Annotated in this window: 13 protein-coding genes; 5 read left to right on the forward strand and 8 right to left on the reverse strand. The window is 52.8% G+C overall.

Annotation, left to right across the window (positions count from 1 at the left end; translation table 11 throughout):
* Positions 1-175: 175 nt before the first annotated feature.
* The 5 genes from F0P93_RS28535 to F0P93_RS28560 all read right to left on the reverse strand — a co-directional run bounded on the left by F0P93_RS28535 (position 176) and on the right by F0P93_RS28560 (position 7,553).
* Positions 176-1,831 (reverse strand): sodium/sugar symporter, encoded by a 1,656-nt coding sequence (locus tag F0P93_RS28535; protein ID WP_150881223.1) that lies wholly within the window; start codon positions 1,829-1,831, stop codon positions 176-178.
* 107 nt (positions 1,832-1,938) lie between these two features.
* Positions 1,939-2,637: an L-ribulose-5-phosphate 4-epimerase gene (locus F0P93_RS28540; RefSeq protein WP_150881224.1), complete on the reverse strand. Its 699-nt coding sequence runs from the start codon at positions 2,635-2,637 to the stop codon at positions 1,939-1,941.
* Between the two features lie 63 nt (positions 2,638-2,700).
* Positions 2,701-4,356, reverse strand: coding sequence for a ribulokinase (locus F0P93_RS28545; protein WP_150881225.1), 1,656 nt, complete (start codon positions 4,354-4,356; stop codon positions 2,701-2,703).
* A gap of 114 nt (positions 4,357-4,470) precedes the next feature.
* A complete protein-coding gene (gene araA / locus F0P93_RS28555; protein WP_150881227.1) occupies positions 4,471-5,970 on the reverse strand; it encodes an L-arabinose isomerase in 1,500 nt (499 codons plus the stop codon).
* A gap of 329 nt (positions 5,971-6,299) precedes the next feature.
* The gene (locus F0P93_RS28560) at positions 6,300-7,553 is read right to left on the reverse strand and encodes a DEAD/DEAH box helicase (protein ID WP_150881228.1); all 1,254 of its coding nucleotides are present in this window, start codon (positions 7,551-7,553) and stop codon (positions 6,300-6,302) included.
* Between the two features lie 198 nt (positions 7,554-7,751).
* Here F0P93_RS28560 and F0P93_RS28565 point away from each other — a divergent pair, with 198 nt between their 5' ends.
* The 4 genes from F0P93_RS28565 to F0P93_RS28580 all read left to right on the forward strand — a co-directional run bounded on the left by F0P93_RS28565 (position 7,752) and on the right by F0P93_RS28580 (position 12,057).
* Positions 7,752-8,909, forward strand: a complete 1,158-nt coding sequence (locus F0P93_RS28565) for a serine hydrolase domain-containing protein (protein WP_225309689.1) — start codon at positions 7,752-7,754, stop codon at positions 8,907-8,909.
* Positions 8,910-8,940: 31 nt separating this feature from the next.
* Positions 8,941-9,468: a DinB family protein gene (locus F0P93_RS28570; RefSeq protein ID WP_150881229.1), complete on the forward strand. Its 528-nt coding sequence runs from the start codon at positions 8,941-8,943 to the stop codon at positions 9,466-9,468.
* A gap of 162 nt (positions 9,469-9,630) precedes the next feature.
* Positions 9,631-11,529 carry a KUP/HAK/KT family potassium transporter gene (locus tag F0P93_RS28575; protein WP_150881364.1) on the forward strand — a complete coding sequence of 633 codons (1,899 nt, stop codon included), beginning with the start codon at positions 9,631-9,633 and terminating at the stop codon, positions 11,527-11,529.
* A gap of 42 nt (positions 11,530-11,571) precedes the next feature.
* Entirely contained in the window at positions 11,572-12,057 is a 486-nt protein-coding gene (locus tag F0P93_RS28580) for a VOC family protein (RefSeq protein WP_150881230.1), read from the forward strand.
* 54 nt (positions 12,058-12,111) lie between these two features.
* Here F0P93_RS28580 and F0P93_RS28585 read toward each other — a convergent pair whose 3' ends face one another.
* The 3 genes from F0P93_RS28585 to F0P93_RS28595 all read right to left on the reverse strand — a co-directional run bounded on the left by F0P93_RS28585 (position 12,112) and on the right by F0P93_RS28595 (position 15,568).
* Positions 12,112-13,176 carry an NADH:flavin oxidoreductase/NADH oxidase gene (locus tag F0P93_RS28585; RefSeq protein ID WP_150881231.1) on the reverse strand — a complete coding sequence of 355 codons (1,065 nt, stop codon included), beginning with the start codon at positions 13,174-13,176 and terminating at the stop codon, positions 12,112-12,114.
* A 177-nt stretch (positions 13,177-13,353) separates the two neighbouring features.
* The gene (locus F0P93_RS28590; protein ID WP_191908948.1) at positions 13,354-13,689 is read right to left on the reverse strand and encodes a hypothetical protein; all 336 of its coding nucleotides are present in this window, start codon (positions 13,687-13,689) and stop codon (positions 13,354-13,356) included.
* Between the two features lie 409 nt (positions 13,690-14,098).
* Positions 14,099-15,568 carry a M48 family metalloprotease gene (locus tag F0P93_RS28595; RefSeq protein WP_150881232.1) on the reverse strand — a complete coding sequence of 490 codons (1,470 nt, stop codon included), beginning with the start codon at positions 15,566-15,568 and terminating at the stop codon, positions 14,099-14,101.
* 245 nt (positions 15,569-15,813) lie between these two features.
* On the opposite strand from F0P93_RS28595, the gene F0P93_RS28600 reads away from it, so the two are divergent.
* Complete coding sequence (locus F0P93_RS28600; protein ID WP_150881233.1) at positions 15,814-16,959, forward strand: TlpA disulfide reductase family protein; 1,146 nt, start codon at positions 15,814-15,816, stop codon at positions 16,957-16,959.
* Positions 16,960-16,994: the final 35 nt, after the last annotated feature.

The following is a 16,994-nucleotide window of genomic DNA, read 5'->3' on the forward strand; positions in this document are numbered from 1 at the left end:
TAGGGGAACGGGGCAGAAAGCGAAAGAGTGATAGAATTATCAGACGTAAGTCCTAACTATTTTATTATGAGTCAATTACGTACCATAGGTACGACATGTTTCCGGGTCGCCGGTGCGATAGTCTCATAGTTCGCATTACTATTAAGGATTTCACTGACTAAAGTCCGTGAGTACGTTAATAAAATACCGAGAATACAACAATCACCAGTCCGGTAATGACCGCAGCACCAATCAAAAACGATCTTGATACCCGGAACCAACTGGCTTCCACGGCAAAGGCTTTCGGCGAATCGTGGCCTTTCGATTCGGCCAGGCTGATCACGACCTGTAAGGCGACACACGCCCAGAAAACCAGCCCCATCCGGTTCAGGAATGGAATGTCGGTTGCATTGAATTTCAGGTAAGCCGACAGCGGAATGCTTAGCAACGCAGCCGCCAGCGCCCCGTTGGAGGTGGCTTTTCTCCAGAAAAAACCGAGCAGAAAAATCGCCAGAATCCCCGGCGAAATAAAACCGGTGTACTCCTGAATGTATTCGAAACCCTGCCCGAAGTTCTTCAAAAACGGACTGATTACCAAGGCAATGAGGAATGAAACCACGATGGCTATCCGCCCCCGCCACACGGTTTGTTTTTCGGTCAGGTTGGTGTTGAAAAACTTACGGTGAATATCGAGCATGTAAATCGTCGCGATGCTGTTGGCTTTCCCGGCCAATGACGCCACAATGGCTGCCGTCAAAGCTGCAAACGCCAGCCCTTTCAGACCCACCGGCAGCAGGTTGAGTAAAACCGGGTAGGAATTATCCGGTTTCACAATACCGCCTTCGGTAATGCCCCGAACAATCGCCGGTTCGGCGTTTTCCTGAAACAATACATAAGCGGCCAAACCGGGCAGAACCACAATCAGGGGCATCAGGATTTTGAGAAACGAAGCAAACAACAGACCGTTGCGGGCCGTGTTGAGGTCGGCCCCCAAAGCGCGTTGCGTAATGTATTGATTACAACCAAAATAGTTGAAATTGACGATCCATTGCCCGCCAATCACAAACATCATCAGACCGGGCAGTTGAGTGTAGGCATCCGTAAAACCGCCTTTTCCGTCGTGAACCTGATACTGCCCCTTGCTGAAAATCATGTGCAGATGGTGGTCTGCTTTTTCGCGAATCAGGCCTAATCCTTCAAAAATACCCGCGCCCGTTCCGACCCGGTCAGACAGCAGATCAAGAGCCAGATAGGTGGTGGCCAGTCCGCCCACGACCAGACAAACAACCTGAATGACGTCCGTATAGCCAATCACTTTCATGCCGCCCAGCGTGATGAAAACCGCAAAAACCGTCAGAAAAACGGCGCAGGCCATGAACCCGAAGCCGGTCATTTTTTCCAGACTCAAAGCTCCCAGGTAAATGATGGACGTCAGGTTGACGAGGATGTACAGCAGCAGCCAGAAAACCGCCATGATCGTTGCCAGCCGACCATCGTAGCGTTTTTGCAGAAACTGCGGCATGGTGTAAATCTTGTTTTTGATGTACATCGGCAGAAAATACACCGCAATGATGATGAGCGAAAAACCGCCCACCAGTTCATACACCGAAATTGCCAGACCAAGTTGAAAGGCCTGCCCGCTCATGCCGATGAATTGTTCTGCCGAGATGTTGGAAGCAATGATCGACGCGCCGATGGCCCACCACGTCAGGGAACCTTCGGCCAGAAAAAAGTCTTTCGAATCGGCGGTTTGCTTGCCTTTGTGGGTGTATACCCAGTATCCGTACACCGCGACGATGACGAAGTAAATGAGGAAGATGAAATAGTCAACCGATTCGAGTCCGAGGGTCATGATTGCAGGAAGGTTTAGGGGTAAACCCAGACAGCGGCCAACGGCCCTGTCTGCGGTTGAACTGGAGCTATCAAAACCGCAGACAGGGCTGTTGGCCGCTGTCTGGGTTACTGTCCGTAATAGGCATCTTTACCGTGTTTCCGGAAATAGTGTTTGTCAATCAGGCTTTGCTTGATGCGGGGCGTGTCGGGGTTGATGGTCAGCGTGAGGTAAGCCATTTTGGCTAGTTCTTCCAGAACCGTCGCATTGTAAACGGCTTTCGCCGGATTTTTCCCCCAGGCAAAGGGCCCATGACAGGCCACCAGCACCATCTCGACTTCGCTGACCGAAAGGTTATTTTCCCGGAACACATTCAGGATTTGGTTGCCGGTTTCGTGTTCGTAATCGCCCTGAATCATCGCGTCGGACATCACCTCCGTCACCGGAATGGAAGCCACCAGATGGTCGGCGTGGGTGGTGCCCAGGTTCGGAATTTCGCGCATGGCCTGCGCCCAGGCGACCGCATACGCCGAATGTGTGTGGCAAATACCGCCGATGGTTTCGAAATGGCGATACAGTAAGGTATGTGTTTTGGTATCGGACGATGGCCGCATTTTTCCTTCCACCAACTGGTTGTCCAGATCCACAATGACGATGTCGTCGGGCGTCAGTTCGTCGTACGGAATACCGCTCGGTTTGATGCCCACTACACCCGCTTGCCGGTCGATTCCGCTGACATTGCCGAAGGTGTAGATCGCCAGCTTCTGCCGGGGAATTTCCATATTGGCTTCGTAAACCGCTTCTTTCAGGGATTGATATAAACTCATAGTAAATCGTTTTTTGCCCCAACCCCCTGAAGGAGACTTAGGACAATTCTTTTTAAGCCCCCTTCAGGGGGTTGGGGGCATTTTTTTCTCAATAAATCCGCCCAAACTCAAATACCGCTCGTAAAGCACATCATACTCGGAGGCCCGTTCGGGACGGGGCGTATACACCGCATCGAAAGCGGAAGCCATGGCTTTTTGGGCCTCAGCGAAGGTTGGGTAAATTCCGGCAGCGACAGCGGCACACACGGCGGCTCCCCGGGCACAGCACTGGTCGGATTCGGCCACTTTGATGGGTACGTTCATGACGTCCGCCAGCGTTTGCATGACAAAAGCCGACTTCCGGGCCACCCCACCAATGGCAATGACCTGCTGAATTGGAACGCCTTCTTCCACAAACCGTTCAGCAATCCGGCGTGCGCCATAGGCTGTGGCCTCGACCAGCGATTTGAAAACGTGCGCGGCACTGCTGCCCAGATTTAACCCGGAAATAGCGCCTTTCAGCGTGTGATTGGCATCGGGCGTCCGACGGCCATTCAGCCAGTCGAGGGAGACGATGTCGGTTTCGCTGACGGGCAATTGGCTGGCCTGTTCGGCTAAATAGGGAAGCAAAGCGGTTTGAAGCGACGGAATCAAACTCGCCTGTCCTTGTTGCGTCAATACACCGGCGACCGGTTCCAGAATGAGCCTCGTAAACCAGGCGTAGAGGTCGCCAAACGCCGACTGCCCCGCTTCCATGCCGAGCATACCTGGCACAATGGAGCCGTCGACCTGTCCGCAAATGCCACGAATCAGCAAATGGCCGACGTCTTCGGAAGGCGCCATGAGCATGTCACAGGTGGAAGTTCCAATTACTTTCACCAGCGCGTAGGACTCAATATTGGCCCCAACCGCTCCCATGTGCGCATCAAAACCGCCGACACCAATGACCACCGTAGTCGGAACGCCCAGCTTTTCCGCCCATTCCGCCGAAATCGTACCCATCGGCTCGTCGGACGTGTAGGTGTGGCGAAAGAGACGGTCGCGCAGTCCCGCCAGCAGCGGATCGAGCGTGGTGAGAAATTCTTCGGACGGCAATCCGTCGAACTCGGCATGCCAGAGGGCTTTGTGACCAGCCGCCGTCCGGCTTCGTTTGAGTGTCAGTGGGTTGGTGTTGCCGGTCAAAACCGCCGAGATCCAGTCGCAGTGTTCGATCCAGGAAAAAGCCGCCGGTCGGATGGATTCATCGACCCGCAGGGTGCGCAGGATTTTCGACCAGAACCACTCGGACGAATAGATTCCGCCCACGTATTTCGTAAAATCCGTATTCCAGCGGTGCGCCAACTGGTTGATTTCCTCCGCTTCCTGGTTGGCCGTGTGGTCTTTCCAGAGAATGAACATGCCGTTCGGATTGTCGGCAAACGGGGGAAGCAACGCCAAAGGGGTTCCGTTTTCATCGACCGGGCCGGGGGTCGACCCCGTCGTATCGACCGAAATTCCCCGGATGTCGGCAATCACGTCCGGCGAAACCGCACGTAGCGCGCTCCGAACCGATTGCTCCAGCCCTTCCAGGTAATCGAGCGGGTGTTGCCGGAACTGCGAACGGGCGGGGTCACAATAGGCGCCGGTTTTCCACCGAACGTATTCATGAACACCGGAAGCCAATTCGTCACCGGTTTCGGCATTCACCAAAACCGCCCGCACCGAGTCCGTTCCAAAATCGACCCCAATTACGTATGGCATAATGAGTTATGAGTTATGAATGATGAGTTATGAATGATGAACGATGAATTGGCTGACGCACGCGAAACAAACGCGTCAGCCAATTCATCGTTCATCATTCATAACTCATCATTCTTAATGCTTTAAGTGATAATATGCTTCGTTCCAACGCAGTTCCTGTTTGAGGGCATGGATGCGGGTTTCTTCGTTGATCAGGACGTATTCGACGCCCGCGATTTCGGCAAAATCTTCCATGTATTCGGAGGAAATCGCTTTGCTGAAAACCGTGTGGTGTGCGCCCCCGGCCAGAATCCAGGCGGCTGCGGCTGTTTTCAAATTGGGTTTGGCATCCCACAACACGCGGGCAACCGGGAGTTTCGGCAATGGTTTTTCCGTCGGAACAACGTCCACTTCATTGACAATCAATCGAAACCGGTTTCCCATATCGACCACCGACGCATTGATGGCGGCTCCGGGGGCCACATTGAACACCAGCCGAACCGGATCAGCTTTCCCGCCAATCGACAGGGGATGAATTTCGCAGGACGGTTTTCCGTCGGCAATCGATTCATCGATTTCAAGCATGTGCGCCCCCAACACCCGCTGGCCGTTGGGCGACAGGTGGTAGGTGTAATCTTCCATGAACGAACTGCCGCCCGGAAGCCCCGCTCCCATCACTTTGATGGCCCGGCCCAGTGCCGCCGTTTTCCAGTCACCTTCGCCCCCGAAACTGTAGCCATCGGCCATGAGCCGTTGTACGGCTATTCCGGGCAGTTGATTCAGGCCGTGCAGGTCTTCGAAAGTATCCGTGAATCCTTTGATCTGGTGATCGTCCAGAAAACCGCGTAAACCAATTTCGATTTTGGCAGCATCGCGCAACGAATTGTGGCGTAACCCGGCTTTTTGTAGTTCGGCAACAATTTGGTACCGTTGTTCATATTCACTTACTAATGTATTGATTTCCTGGTCGGTTACCTGGTTGACGTACGCGACCAAATCCCCAATCCCGTAGCCGTAGACCGAATACCCAAACTTGATTTGAGCCTCTACTTTATCCCCTTCCGTGACGGCCACTTCACGCATGTTGTCACCAAACCGGGCAAACCGGGCACCCTGCAAATCGTGCCAACCGGCGGCTACCCGTGCCCACACATTCAGTCGTTCGTGTACTTCAGGGTCTTCCCAGTGTCCGACAACGACCTTCCGTTCCAGGCGCAAACGGGCGTTAATGAATCCGAACTCCCGGTCGCCATGCGCCGACTGGTTGAGGTTCATGAAATCCATGTCGATGGTTTCCCAGGGAATGTCACGGTTGAACTGGGTGTGCAGATGCAGCAGCGGCTTGCGCAGAATCTTCAAGCCGTTGATCCACATTTTGGCGGGCGAAAACGTGTGCATCCACGTCATCAAGCCAATGCAGTTGGCAGCGCTGTTGGCTTCCAGACACAGTTTATAGATTTCATCCGGGCCCGTCAGAACGGTTTTGAAAACAATTCTGACTGGAATGGCCGACGACTGGTTGAAGGCATCTACGATGGTCCGGGAATGTTCAGCAACCTGTTTGAGGGTGTCTTCACCGTATAAATGCTGGCTACCGGTAACAAACCAGGCTTCTAAATGGTCAAAAGAAATCATTGGTGAGTGGGGTGTTGAGGTGGCCTGTCAACGATCGATCAGGCTCTGGGGGCAAATATAAATAATAAATGTATTTTTTACGTTTATGAAAAGAGAAAATTTATACTGGAAATAATCCTGTTAGGACTTTCGCTTTTTGCCCCGTTCCCCTAAAGGACGGTCGGCCGCTGCCGGACTTGGACGCAGCTTAATCCAGATCCTATAAGTCCCCTTTAGGGGAACGGGGTAAAAAGCGACCGTGCAAAGAATTATCAGACGAAGTCCTAAATTCGGAAAGGCACAAAAAAAACAGGAATGCGATTCCTGTTCAGTAGTTTTTGTCTAATCCGTTAGGCGGGTCGTTCCGAGCGGCCCCCGCCCCCTTTCGGGCGGTTGGAAGGTCCTTTTCGGGGACCCGTTCGTTTTTTACGCTGTGGAAAAGCGGCACTTTTCGCCGGATTGTATTCCAGGGTTTCACCCAAATGCGCCGGCATCGATACCTTGGTCACGGGCATCCCGAGCAAGCGTTCAATGGCCGCGAATTTCCGCTGTTCGGTTTCGCTGATAAACGTGTAGGCAATCCCGGTGGTTTCGGCGCGGGCCGTGCGGCCAATCCGGTGTACATAATCTTCGCCGTCGTGGGGAACGTCATAGTTGATGACGAGGTCAATGTTGTCGATGTCGATTCCGCGCGACAGAATATCCGTTGCCACCAGAATTTTCAGTTTCCGGCTTCGGTAGGCCAGCAAAACCTGCTCCCGTTCATTCTGTTCGAGGTCGGAATGAATCGCTTCGGCGGCAAAACCGGCCTGTTTCAGTTCGCGGGCCAGTTGCTTGACGTTTTCTTTCCGGGAACAGAAAATGAGCACCGACGGAAAATTATGTTCTTTCAGCAAGTATTTGACCAGCGCAATTTTCTGTTTCTGGTACACCACAAAAGCCTCCTGCACAATCTTGGCCGGCGGTTTCGAGAGGGCCAGCGTAATTTCTTCGGGGTTGTGCAGGATTTTCCGCGCCAGTTCCCGAATCTTGGGAGGCATGGTGGCCGACAATAGCAAGCTCTGCCGTTTGGCGGGCAAAAACGAAATGATTTTCACAATATCGCCGTGGAAACCCATGTCCAACATGCGGTCGGCTTCATCCAGAATCAGGTATTGCAACTGATCGATTTTGGCATACCCCATGTTCAGGTGACTGATCATCCGCCCCGGCGTGCAAATCACAATGTCGGCACCACCCGCCAGGGCCTGCCGCTCCGTGCTGTAAGATGCTCCGTCGCCCCCGCCATAGACGGCGATCGAGCTGACCGAAGTAAAATAGGAAAACCCTTCGAGGTTCTGGGCAATCTGAATTGCCAGTTCGCGGGTAGGTACAATGACAAGGGCCTTGATCTGGTCATCGGGACCAGCCGACGTAATTTTGTGAAGAATGGGAAGCAGGTACGATGCGGTTTTGCCCGTGCCGGTTTGGGCCGAGACAATCAGATCTTTACCAGCCAATATAAGAGGGATAACTTGTTCCTGTACAAGCGTAGGCGTATCGTAATTCATGGCGTCGATACCTTCCATCAACCGATCATCGAAGCCAAAGTCTGAGAATTTCAAGCTAAAAAACTAGAGGTTAAGTGTAGATTTTGGTCAATATAACACTATTTCAGACACTAAAGCAAATTCCATGTGGATGTTATGGCCGATTTCGCTCCGCCCGGCCCTTCTTCTTTTCCTCTGATTCGCTTACATTGCCAAATAAACCGTTCATTCAGCTTCTCAAACTCATCGGGCCATTCGGTTGGCCCAAATCATATGATGCGTCTCAAACTTTCCGCTTTTGCCGTCCTGCTGGCATTTTCCACCTGCCAACGCCCTGCGCAACGAGCGGATGCCCAGGCATCTGCGTATTACCCGGCTCCCGGTGATGCGTGGGAACGGCGAAAACCGGAACAGGTGGGTCTGGATGCCGCTTTGTTGCAGCAGGCCGTAGCCTTTGCCCAACAGCAGGAAACGAAGCAAATGCCGCGCGATTTTTCGACTCAGGAAGAAATATTCGGCACCCTGCTGGGGCCCATTCCCTCGGATCGCGCCCAAACCAACGGTTTGATTCTCAAACACGGTTATATTGTAGCGGAATGGGGCGAAACCGGACGGCCTGATCCGACCTATAGTGTAGCCAAAAGTGTACTTTCCATCATTCTGGGCTTGACCATCGATCGGGGCCTGATCAAGGATGTTCATGATCCGGTGGCGAATTCCATTCAGGATGGCGGGTATGACTCCGAACAAAACCGCAAAGTGACCTGGGAACACCACCTCCGGCAAACCAGCGAGTGGGAAGGCGAGTTGTGGGGGAAGAAACACGATTTTGTCGGGACGGCTGCTTACGGGCGTGGGGAACGCAAACCGCGAACCTTGCAGGAACCCGGCGCGTTCTACGAATACAACGACGTCCGCGTGAACCGGCTGGCGCTTTCGCTGCTGCAATTATGGAAAAAACCGTTGCCCAACGTGCTGAAAGAGGAGATCATGGACCCGATTGGCGCGTCAAACACCTGGCAGTATGTGGGCTATCCGAACGCGCGGGTGAAAGTAGACGGAAAAATGATGTCGTCGGTCAGTGGCGGAACGCGCTGGGGCGGTGGTCTCTGGATCAACACCCGCGACGAAGCCCGGCTGGGGTATCTGGTATTGCGAAACGGTCGCTGGCGTGATCAGCAACTGGTTTCGGCCAACTGGTTGAAAGAATCGGTTAAAAAGGGGCCGACGGGTCAGGATTACGGTTATCTATGGTGGCTCAACACCGAAAAGAAAGCATGGCCTAACGCCCCGGCAACGAGTTTTGCCGCCATCGGCGCCGGATCCAACATCATCTGGATCGACCCGGAACACGATCTGGTGATCGTCTGGCGGTGGCATGACGGCAATCCCGACGAGTTATTCAAACGGGTTCTGGCAGCAGTAAAGTAAACTTCATCCACACACACTCAACAACGCAAGTATGTCAAATCCAAAGCCTGAAGTCTGGCAACGCGGCCCCGTCGCCGGAATTCCTGCCCTGCTGCAACCCGTCGCCCACGCCCTGTTGCAGGCGCGTGAAGAAGTCGATGCGCTGATGAAAAATTTCCCAAGCCGGTACCTCTGGCAAAAACCGGCCGGTGTGGCTTCGGTTGGTTTTCATTTACAGCACCTGACGGGTGTGCTGGACCGGCTCTTTACCTACGCCCGAAACGAGAGCTTATCTACCGCCCAACGCGAGTGGCTGGCCTCGGAGGGCAAGTCGTTTGAGTCCGAAAATCCGGTACAGGAGTTGATCAGCCGGTTTAACAGCCAAGTCGATCAGGCTCTTCAGCAGTTGGCCAATACCGATGAACAAACCCTGACTGATTTTCGGGGCATCGGCCGGGCGCAACTCCCCTCCACGGTTCTGGGCTTGTTGTTTCATTCCGCCGAACACACGCAGCGGCACGTCGGGCAACTTTTTGTGACCGTTCGGGTCTTGCTCACCTATCCAAACCCGGATCATTAATCAAGGGGATAAAATCGGAGTGATTTGTATGATCAAATTGGGCACTGGCATTGTAGGAAACCGCCCGGTTGCCTATCTTGGCCTGTTTTCCAACCATTTCTCCAAAATTTCTTTTTTGTGACCAACCATTCTTCGGCCATCGACCGGGTCAATTACGCCGGTATGCTGATTGCCATTGGCATTGTTTTTGGTGACATCGGCACCAGTCCGCTCTATACCTTCCGGGCCATCATCGAGGACCGGGCCGTTGATGAAATTCTGGCCCTGGGAGGAGTCTCGTGCATTTTCTGGACCCTGACGTTTCAGACCACCTTAAAATACGTTCTGATCACCTTAAAGGCTGACAACAAGGGAGAAGGGGGTATTTTTTCGCTCTATACCCTGATCCGACGGTATGCGCACTGGCTGCTGATCCCGGCGATTGCGGGCGGTAGTTTTCTCATTGCCGATAGCATCATTACCCCGCCCATTTCGGTTTCGTCGGCCATCGAAGGGTTAAAACCGTTATACCCGGATTTGCCGGTTATTCCGGTGGTATTGAGTATTCTATTTCTCCTTTTCGTGGTTCAGCAAGCCGGTACCAACCGCATCGGAGCCGCTTTCGGGCCAGTCATGATCGTCTGGTTTAGCATGATCGGTATTTTGGGGGCATCGCAACTGATGACCAACTGGTCAGTTCTGCGCGCGCTGAATCCCTACTATGCTTACCGCATGATCGCCGACTATCCCGAGGGTTTCTGGCTCCTGGGTGGCGTTTTTCTGTGTTCCACTGGGGCCGAAGCCCTTTATTCCGACATGGGGCATTGTGGCCGGCGCAACATTCAAGTCTCCTGGCTGTTTGTCAAAATCTGTCTGGTGCTGTGTTACTTGGGCCAGGCGGCCTGGCTGCTCAATCACGTCGGCCGACCTCTGGGCGACCAAAGTCCGTTTTTTGGACTGGTTCCCACCTGGTTTCTTTTACCCAGCATCGGTATTGCTACCCTGGCCACCATCATCGCCAGTCAGGCTCTGATCAGCGGCACCTTCACCCTGATTTCCGAAGCGTTCCGGCTGTCGCTTTTTCCGAAACTACGCATCGTTTTTCCTTCGAATTTGCGGGGGCAGGTCTACATCCCGGCGTTTAACTGGCTGCTGATGTTCGGCTGTTTTGCCGTCGTTCTCTATTTCAGGGAGTCCAAAAACATGGAAGCCGCTTTTGGTTTGTCAGTGGGCCTGACCATGTTGATGACCACCATCCTGCTGTCATTTTACCTGTATACGCGCCATGTCAATATCGTTCTGGTGGTCGGTTTGCTGCTGGTCTACCTAACGATCGAGAGTGCTTTTCTGGTCGCTAATCTGCGAAAATTTGCCCACGGCGGCTGGGTGACGCTGCTACTCGGCTTCATCCTGATGGGGATCATGCTGGTCTGGTACAACGGAAGCCGATTGAAACGACGACTTACTACGTATCTGGATTTGAAGGCGCATTTACCGATTTTGAAGGAACTCAGCAGCGATGTCGACGTTCCCAAATACGCGACCAACCTGGTTTTCCTGACGTCTTCCGATCACCCCGGCCTGGTTGAAGACCACATCATCAATTCGATTCTGGAGCGGCAACCCAAGCGGGCCGATGTCTATTGGCTGATTCACGTCGATCTGGTAGATGACCCCTATACGACCTCCTACCGCATTGATATTCTGGAACCGGAGGATGTCATCCGGATTACCTTTCAACTGGGCTTTCGGGTTCAGCCCCGTATGAATTTATTGTTCCGGAAAGTCGTGGAAGACATGGTCAAATTTCAGGAGGTGACGCTTGTGAGCCGCTACCATTCCCTCCGCCAGCATGATGTGGTGGGCGACTTTAAATTCATTGTCATCAACCGGTTTTTGTCTTACGAACACGAACTTGATACGCTGGACACCTTCCTGATGAACGGCTACTTCTTCCTGAAACGCCTGAGCTTGGCGGATGAAAAAGCGTATGGACTGGATTACCAGAATGTTGCAACTGAACAGGTCCCCCTGATTGTAGACCGATCGAAACCGATTGATCTGAAACGTCTTACCAAATAAATCCGTAAAAACCGGGCAGAAGCCCGTTACTCTGCAAACACGATGGCCTATACCATTCCCGACCATACCCGCATCGGACACGTTCATCTGAAGGTGGCGAACCTGGAGCGCGCTCTGAGTTTTTACTGCGATCTGCTGGGCTTTACGCTCGTAACGACGTATGGAAAAGATGCGGCATTTGTTTCGGCCGGCGGCTACCATCACCACATCGGGCTGAATACCTGGTACAGCAAAGATGCCCCACCTGCCCCGGTTCGCAGCACGGGCCTGTTCCACACGGCCATACTGTACCCAACCCGACGGGATTTATCGGTCGCCCTTCGGCGTCTGGTCGAAGCGAACTACGCCATTACCGGTGCTTCTGATCACGGCGTATCGGAAGCCATTTACCTGAATGACCCCGACCAGAATGGCGTTGAATTGTATTGGGATCGTCCGCACGACGCGTGGCCACGAAAACCCGACGGTTCGCTGGAAATGTATACCCGGCCATTGGATCTGGAAGCGCTGCTACGGGAGTCGTTGTGACCCCCTCAGCCCCGAAGCGTTGGACCGACGCTTCGGGGCTGAGGGGATCTTTCTTTACTTCGCCCGAACGTACTGCGATGGCCAGGGCGTTTCGGCCCCCAGCTTCTGGGCTGCATGGAGCGGAAAATACGGATCGCGCAGGAATTCGCGGGCCAGCAACACGAGGTCGGCCTGACCGCTTTCCACGATCTCATTGGCCTGTTCGGGCGTTGTGATTAACCCGACGGCCCCCGTCAGAATTCCACTTTCTTTTTTAACTTTCTCAGCAAACGGAACCTGGTAGCCGGGACTCAGCGGAATTTTGGCACCCGCCACATTGCCTCCCGTCGAGCAGTCGATCAGGTCGACACCTTTGTCTTTCAAAACCGTCGACAGAGCCACCGAATCGTCGGCGGTCCAGCCGCCCTCGGTCCAGTCGGTAGCCGAAATTCGGACGAACAAAGGGTAGTCTTCTGGCCAAACCGTCTGCACCCGTTCGATTAGTTCGAGCAAAAACCGGATGCGGTTTTCAAACGAACCGCCGTAGTGATCCGTCCGGTGGTTGCTGAGGGGCGACAGAAATTCGTGCACCAGATAACCATGGGCAGCGTGCAGTTCGATCACTTTAAAACCGGCTTCCAGTGCCCGGCGGCTTGCCGCCACAAAATCAGCAAATATTTTCTCAATGGCTTCGGCCGTTAGTTCCAGCGGAACCGGCTCGGCCGGAATAAATGGAATCGGGCTGGGCGCAACGGTTTCCCAGCCCCGTTCGGAATCAGGGGCGATGAACTTGCCGCCGTCCCAGGGTCGGTTGTGGCTCGCTTTTCGCCCGGCATGCGCCAGTTGCATGGCCGGTACCGCACCGTGGGCTTCAATAAAAGCCGCTATGCGTTTCAAATTGACCAGATGCTCGTCTTTCCAAATGCCCAGATCGTCGGGCGAAATCCGGCCTTCCGGCGAAACCGCCGTGGCTTCCGTCATCACCAAACCTGCCCCGCCCACGGCCCGGCTGCCCAGGTGAACGAGGTGCCAGTCGTTGGCGAAACCGTCTTCACTGGAATATTGACACATGGGCGAAACCGCAATCCGGTTTTTCAATTCAACACTTCGGATGGTTAACGGACTGAATAAGTTTGGCATGATGCTTTACGATTGTATGCTTTTTTAACCAACAGCCCCCTTCAGGAGTTCGAAAAACTACCGATTTTTCATGCGCCCTGTCACCTCGCTTTACCTGCCAGGTTTTCAAAACCGGGCAGGTGCTCTCGTCCAATTGCCCGGCTACGACCTTCTCCAACACCTGTCAGGTCTGGTCCATCAATCATGAATCAGAAAAAGGGGGCGCTGGAGGATGTCGGTCGGAAGCTGGGTTTCGCTGGGCACCCAGTGGTCGTCCCGGCTTCGCAGGTTCTGGGCAATGGCAATCATCTCATTTCCCACCTTGCCCTGCTCCTGTACGGTCAGTCGATCGAATCTTTGCTGCCGCACGGGCTCCCAGTAAAAAAGCTCGGTTTTATCGTCGTAAATGCCAAGGGGAATCTTCTTCTTCTTCGTGAACAGTTTCCGCAGTTCGGTGTCGGCTTCAGAATGGGTTTCACAGAGAATGTGGTGGTACTGTTTTTTAAAAAGATATAAAACTGAAAATCGTTTCATGCTGATGAAAGTTAGTGAAAAGTTATTCGGCTGATGGTCGAACCCAAAACCAATTGGGGATCATCAATAGCTTCCGGTTACTTGCTTTGTATGCTTTTGGGAAGTGGGTCAGCCGGTCATTTTCAGAAAATGCTGACAGGAGGCAAAATTTTGGATAAACAGAATATGGCAGCCTCGGTGCCGATGTAGAATGTAGTGTAAACGTAAAAACTAATTAGCAGACTAACAAGCAGTTCTTTGAAAGATTATAGTAAAAACATAAAAAATTTCAACAAACGATATATAACTATTTCAGGATACTATTTTTAATATACAGGGATTCTGAATTCATTGATAGCAACAGTAGAACTTCCGTCTGATGCCCCCGGTTTCCTATCGGAAAAAGGGTCATCAGACGGAAGCGGCAGGATTAGCGTCCGATAATTTTGACGAGGGTGCCCTGAGCCACTTTGTCGTCGGGACGCAGACTGTTGAGCACGCCCAGTTCCTCAACGCGGCTGGCCGGCATTCCCAGCGACCCCATCACCTCGCGGAACGACCCCTCGCGGGAAACTGTCCGAACCTGCACCCGTTCGGGCTTGCGGTTGATCTTCTCCTGATCGGTCAAAGCCCGAAAGTTTTCGGCCACCGGACGGAAAGAACGGTAGGCCTTTTCAAAATCTCCGGCCGCCGACAGGCCGTGCAGCGCATAAACGGCATTGTTGTACTGAATCAACCAGGTTCCAATTTGCAGGACGGTTTTCGGGTCCTGCTGTTGCTGAGGCTGTCCCTGTTGCTGCTGCGGTTGTTGCTGCGAAATGAGTACATAAGCCGGGTTGCCGTTGATGGTGGTGCGATTGCTTTCGAGCACTTTCAGACCGAGGTCGTTCACCAGCGTCTGGGAGGCTTCTTCCAGCGAATTCCCTTTGGCCAGCATCAGAATCATGGCTGATTTACCGTCTTTGGGAGCCATCTGAAATTGAGCCGGCGAATTCTGGTGCTGCCAACCGCGGGGTACCGGAAACTGAAACCGCAACTCCGGGTGGTAGAAGATGTCGTTTTCCACAAACCCCTGTTTGGGATCTTCCCCATACAGAATGCCGTCGATCATTTGCAAATACCGGTTGCGTTCTACCTGATAATTCGCTTTGTTCTGGGCCTGATAAGCCGTTGCCATTTCCTTCACTTTCCGGTTGCGATCCGCCGGATCAGGGTGCGTCGATAGAAACGTGGGTACCTGCTGGCCCGAGTTGTCGGAGATGCGCTTGATAGTACTGAAGAAATTAGCCATCTGCTTGGCATCGTACCCGATTTTACTCGAATATTCCACGCCAATTTTATCCGATTCCGACTCGTGATCCCGGCTGTATTTCATCAAAAACATGCCCAATCCCTGTTGCAGGGCTTCCAGGTTCTGGCCCAGTTGCGGCACCAGAATGGCTCCGCCAATCATGCCGATGGTTCCCAGCAACTGCGTAGTTTGCTGCCGGGCCGAATGACGGGCTGTAATGTGCCCGATTTCGTGTCCCAACACCCCGGCAAACTCCGCTTCATTGTTGAAGTGGGCCATGATACCGCGTGTAAAGTACACGTAACCGCCCGGTACGGCGAAGGCGTTGACGACCGGCGAATCGACGATGTAGAATTGGTAAGGCAAGTCAGGCCGGTGCGAAATTTTGGCCATCTCTTTCCCTTTCAGGTTGATGAAATCGGTCAATTTTTTATCGTCGTAGAGCCCCATCGTGGAAACCACCGAGGGGTGCGATTCCTTGCCAATGGCGATTTCCTGTTCGGTCGACATCAACGACAATTCACGTTTTCCGGTGACCGGGTTCCGGGAGCAGGCAAAAAATCCAAACAGTGTACTGAGGAGTACGAGATGGGAAAATGTCTTGTTCATACCGCTTGAGATGGTTTCTTTTCTTATTTTTGACTTTTTAGGGCTTAATTGATTCGTTAATCACCCTGAATCAGAGGGTATTTCAACATGAACTAGCAACGCCCCCCCTTTTGTTTTAGGATAGAGCCAATCTATTTTGAAAGTTAAATTTTCCGCATAATTAACATATTAACATAAATTTTGCGGACACGACGTATACGGATGCCTGCTTCTGCCTGCGTCGTTCGCTTAAAAACACCTGAATCATGAAAGTCCTGTTCGCTAATCTGATTTTATGTCTTCTTTTTGTTGACAGTATTGCGCAACCGAAATCCGGCAAAAAACCGGCTCAGCAAGCTGTATCGGACGGTTATACGATTACCGGCAGCTTAAAAAATGCCGCCAATCGGAAAATCATTCTGACCGAAAACTCCTTTTACAAGACCAGGCAGCAGTCCGACACCACCACGGCGAACGCGAAAGGGCAATTCTCCTTCAGGGGCAAACTCGATGAGGCCACGTTTTTCAGCCTCAGTGTTGCGGGCAAAACCAGCCCTCAATACTTTTTTTTAGAGAACTCTCCCATCACCATCACCGGCAATGCCGATTCACTCTGGGCGGTCAAAATAAGCGGATCGAATGAAGAGAACATCCGGCAGAAAATCCAGCCAATGATGATGGACACCGCCATTGGTAACCGCTACAAACGTGCCGAACTCAAATACACCAACGCCCGGGCGGTGAATGATGTATCGGCAATGAAAGCCGCCATCAAGGATCGGGAGCAAGCCGTTGCACAGGAACTGGTGCGGGTTAAAAACATCATTTCTACCTATTCGTCGTCCGCCGTTGGCGTCAATGTTCTTAGCGTGCTGATGAGTTTGGGCGATCTGTCCGGAGCCGATAGTCTATTGACCCTCATGGAGTCGAAGGAAATCGGTAAGACCGCCCAGGCAAAGTATTTCCGGCAGCAGATCGACGTCATGAGCCGGCTGAACATCGGCAAAGTGGCCCCGGAATTCGCCCAAACCGATACGCTGGGCCATGTCATCAAACTCTCTTCTTTCAAAGGCAAATACGTGCTGGTCGACTTTTGGGCAAGCTGGTGCGGCCCCTGTCGGGAAGAGAACCCCAACCTGGTGGCCACTTACCAAGCGTTCAAGGACAAAAACTTCACGATCTTTTCCGTTTCCCTCGACAACAACCGCCAGAACTGGCTGAATGCCATTCGGAAAGACAACTTGACCTGGTCGCACGTGAGTGATCTGAAGGGCTGGAAAAATGAAGTGGCGCAGCAGTACGGCATCAACAGCGTCCCGGCCAACCTTTTGGTCGACCCTACCGGAAAAATCGTGGCCCGAAATCTACGGGGTGAAGACCTGAATAAAAAAATTAAGGAGTTGATTCAGTGACGGTTTTCAGTTCACGGTTCACGGTTTTCAGTTTA

The sequence above is a fragment of the Larkinella humicola genome, assembly GCF_008727875.1.
GTDB lineage: Bacteria > Bacteroidota > Bacteroidia > Cytophagales > Spirosomataceae > Larkinella > Larkinella humicola.

Coding starts and splice junctions, on each gene's coding strand:
- F0P93_RS28535 (WP_150881223.1), bottom strand. CDS start 1,831: ATGACCCTCGGACTCGAATCGGTTGACTATTTCATCTTCCTCATTTAC.
- F0P93_RS28540 (WP_150881224.1), bottom strand. CDS start 2,637: ATGAGTTTATATCAATCCCTGAAAGAAGCGGTTTACGAAGCCAATATG.
- F0P93_RS28545 (WP_150881225.1), bottom strand. CDS start 4,356: ATGCCATACGTAATTGGGGTCGATTTTGGAACGGACTCGGTGCGGGCG.
- araA (WP_150881227.1), bottom strand. CDS start 5,970: ATGATTTCTTTTGACCATTTAGAAGCCTGGTTTGTTACCGGTAGCCAG.
- F0P93_RS28565 (WP_225309689.1), top strand. CDS start 7,752: ATGATGCGTCTCAAACTTTCCGCTTTTGCCGTCCTGCTGGCATTTTCC.
- F0P93_RS28570 (WP_150881229.1), top strand. CDS start 8,941: ATGTCAAATCCAAAGCCTGAAGTCTGGCAACGCGGCCCCGTCGCCGGA.
- F0P93_RS28575 (WP_150881364.1), top strand. CDS start 9,631: ATGCTGATTGCCATTGGCATTGTTTTTGGTGACATCGGCACCAGTCCG.
- F0P93_RS28580 (WP_150881230.1), top strand. CDS start 11,572: ATGGCCTATACCATTCCCGACCATACCCGCATCGGACACGTTCATCTG.
- F0P93_RS28585 (WP_150881231.1), bottom strand. CDS start 13,176: ATGCCAAACTTATTCAGTCCGTTAACCATCCGAAGTGTTGAATTGAAA.
- F0P93_RS28590 (WP_191908948.1), bottom strand. CDS start 13,689: ATGAAACGATTTTCAGTTTTATATCTTTTTAAAAAACAGTACCACCAC.
- F0P93_RS28595 (WP_150881232.1), bottom strand. CDS start 15,568: ATGAACAAGACATTTTCCCATCTCGTACTCCTCAGTACACTGTTTGGA.
- F0P93_RS28600 (WP_150881233.1), top strand. CDS start 15,814: ATGAAAGTCCTGTTCGCTAATCTGATTTTATGTCTTCTTTTTGTTGAC.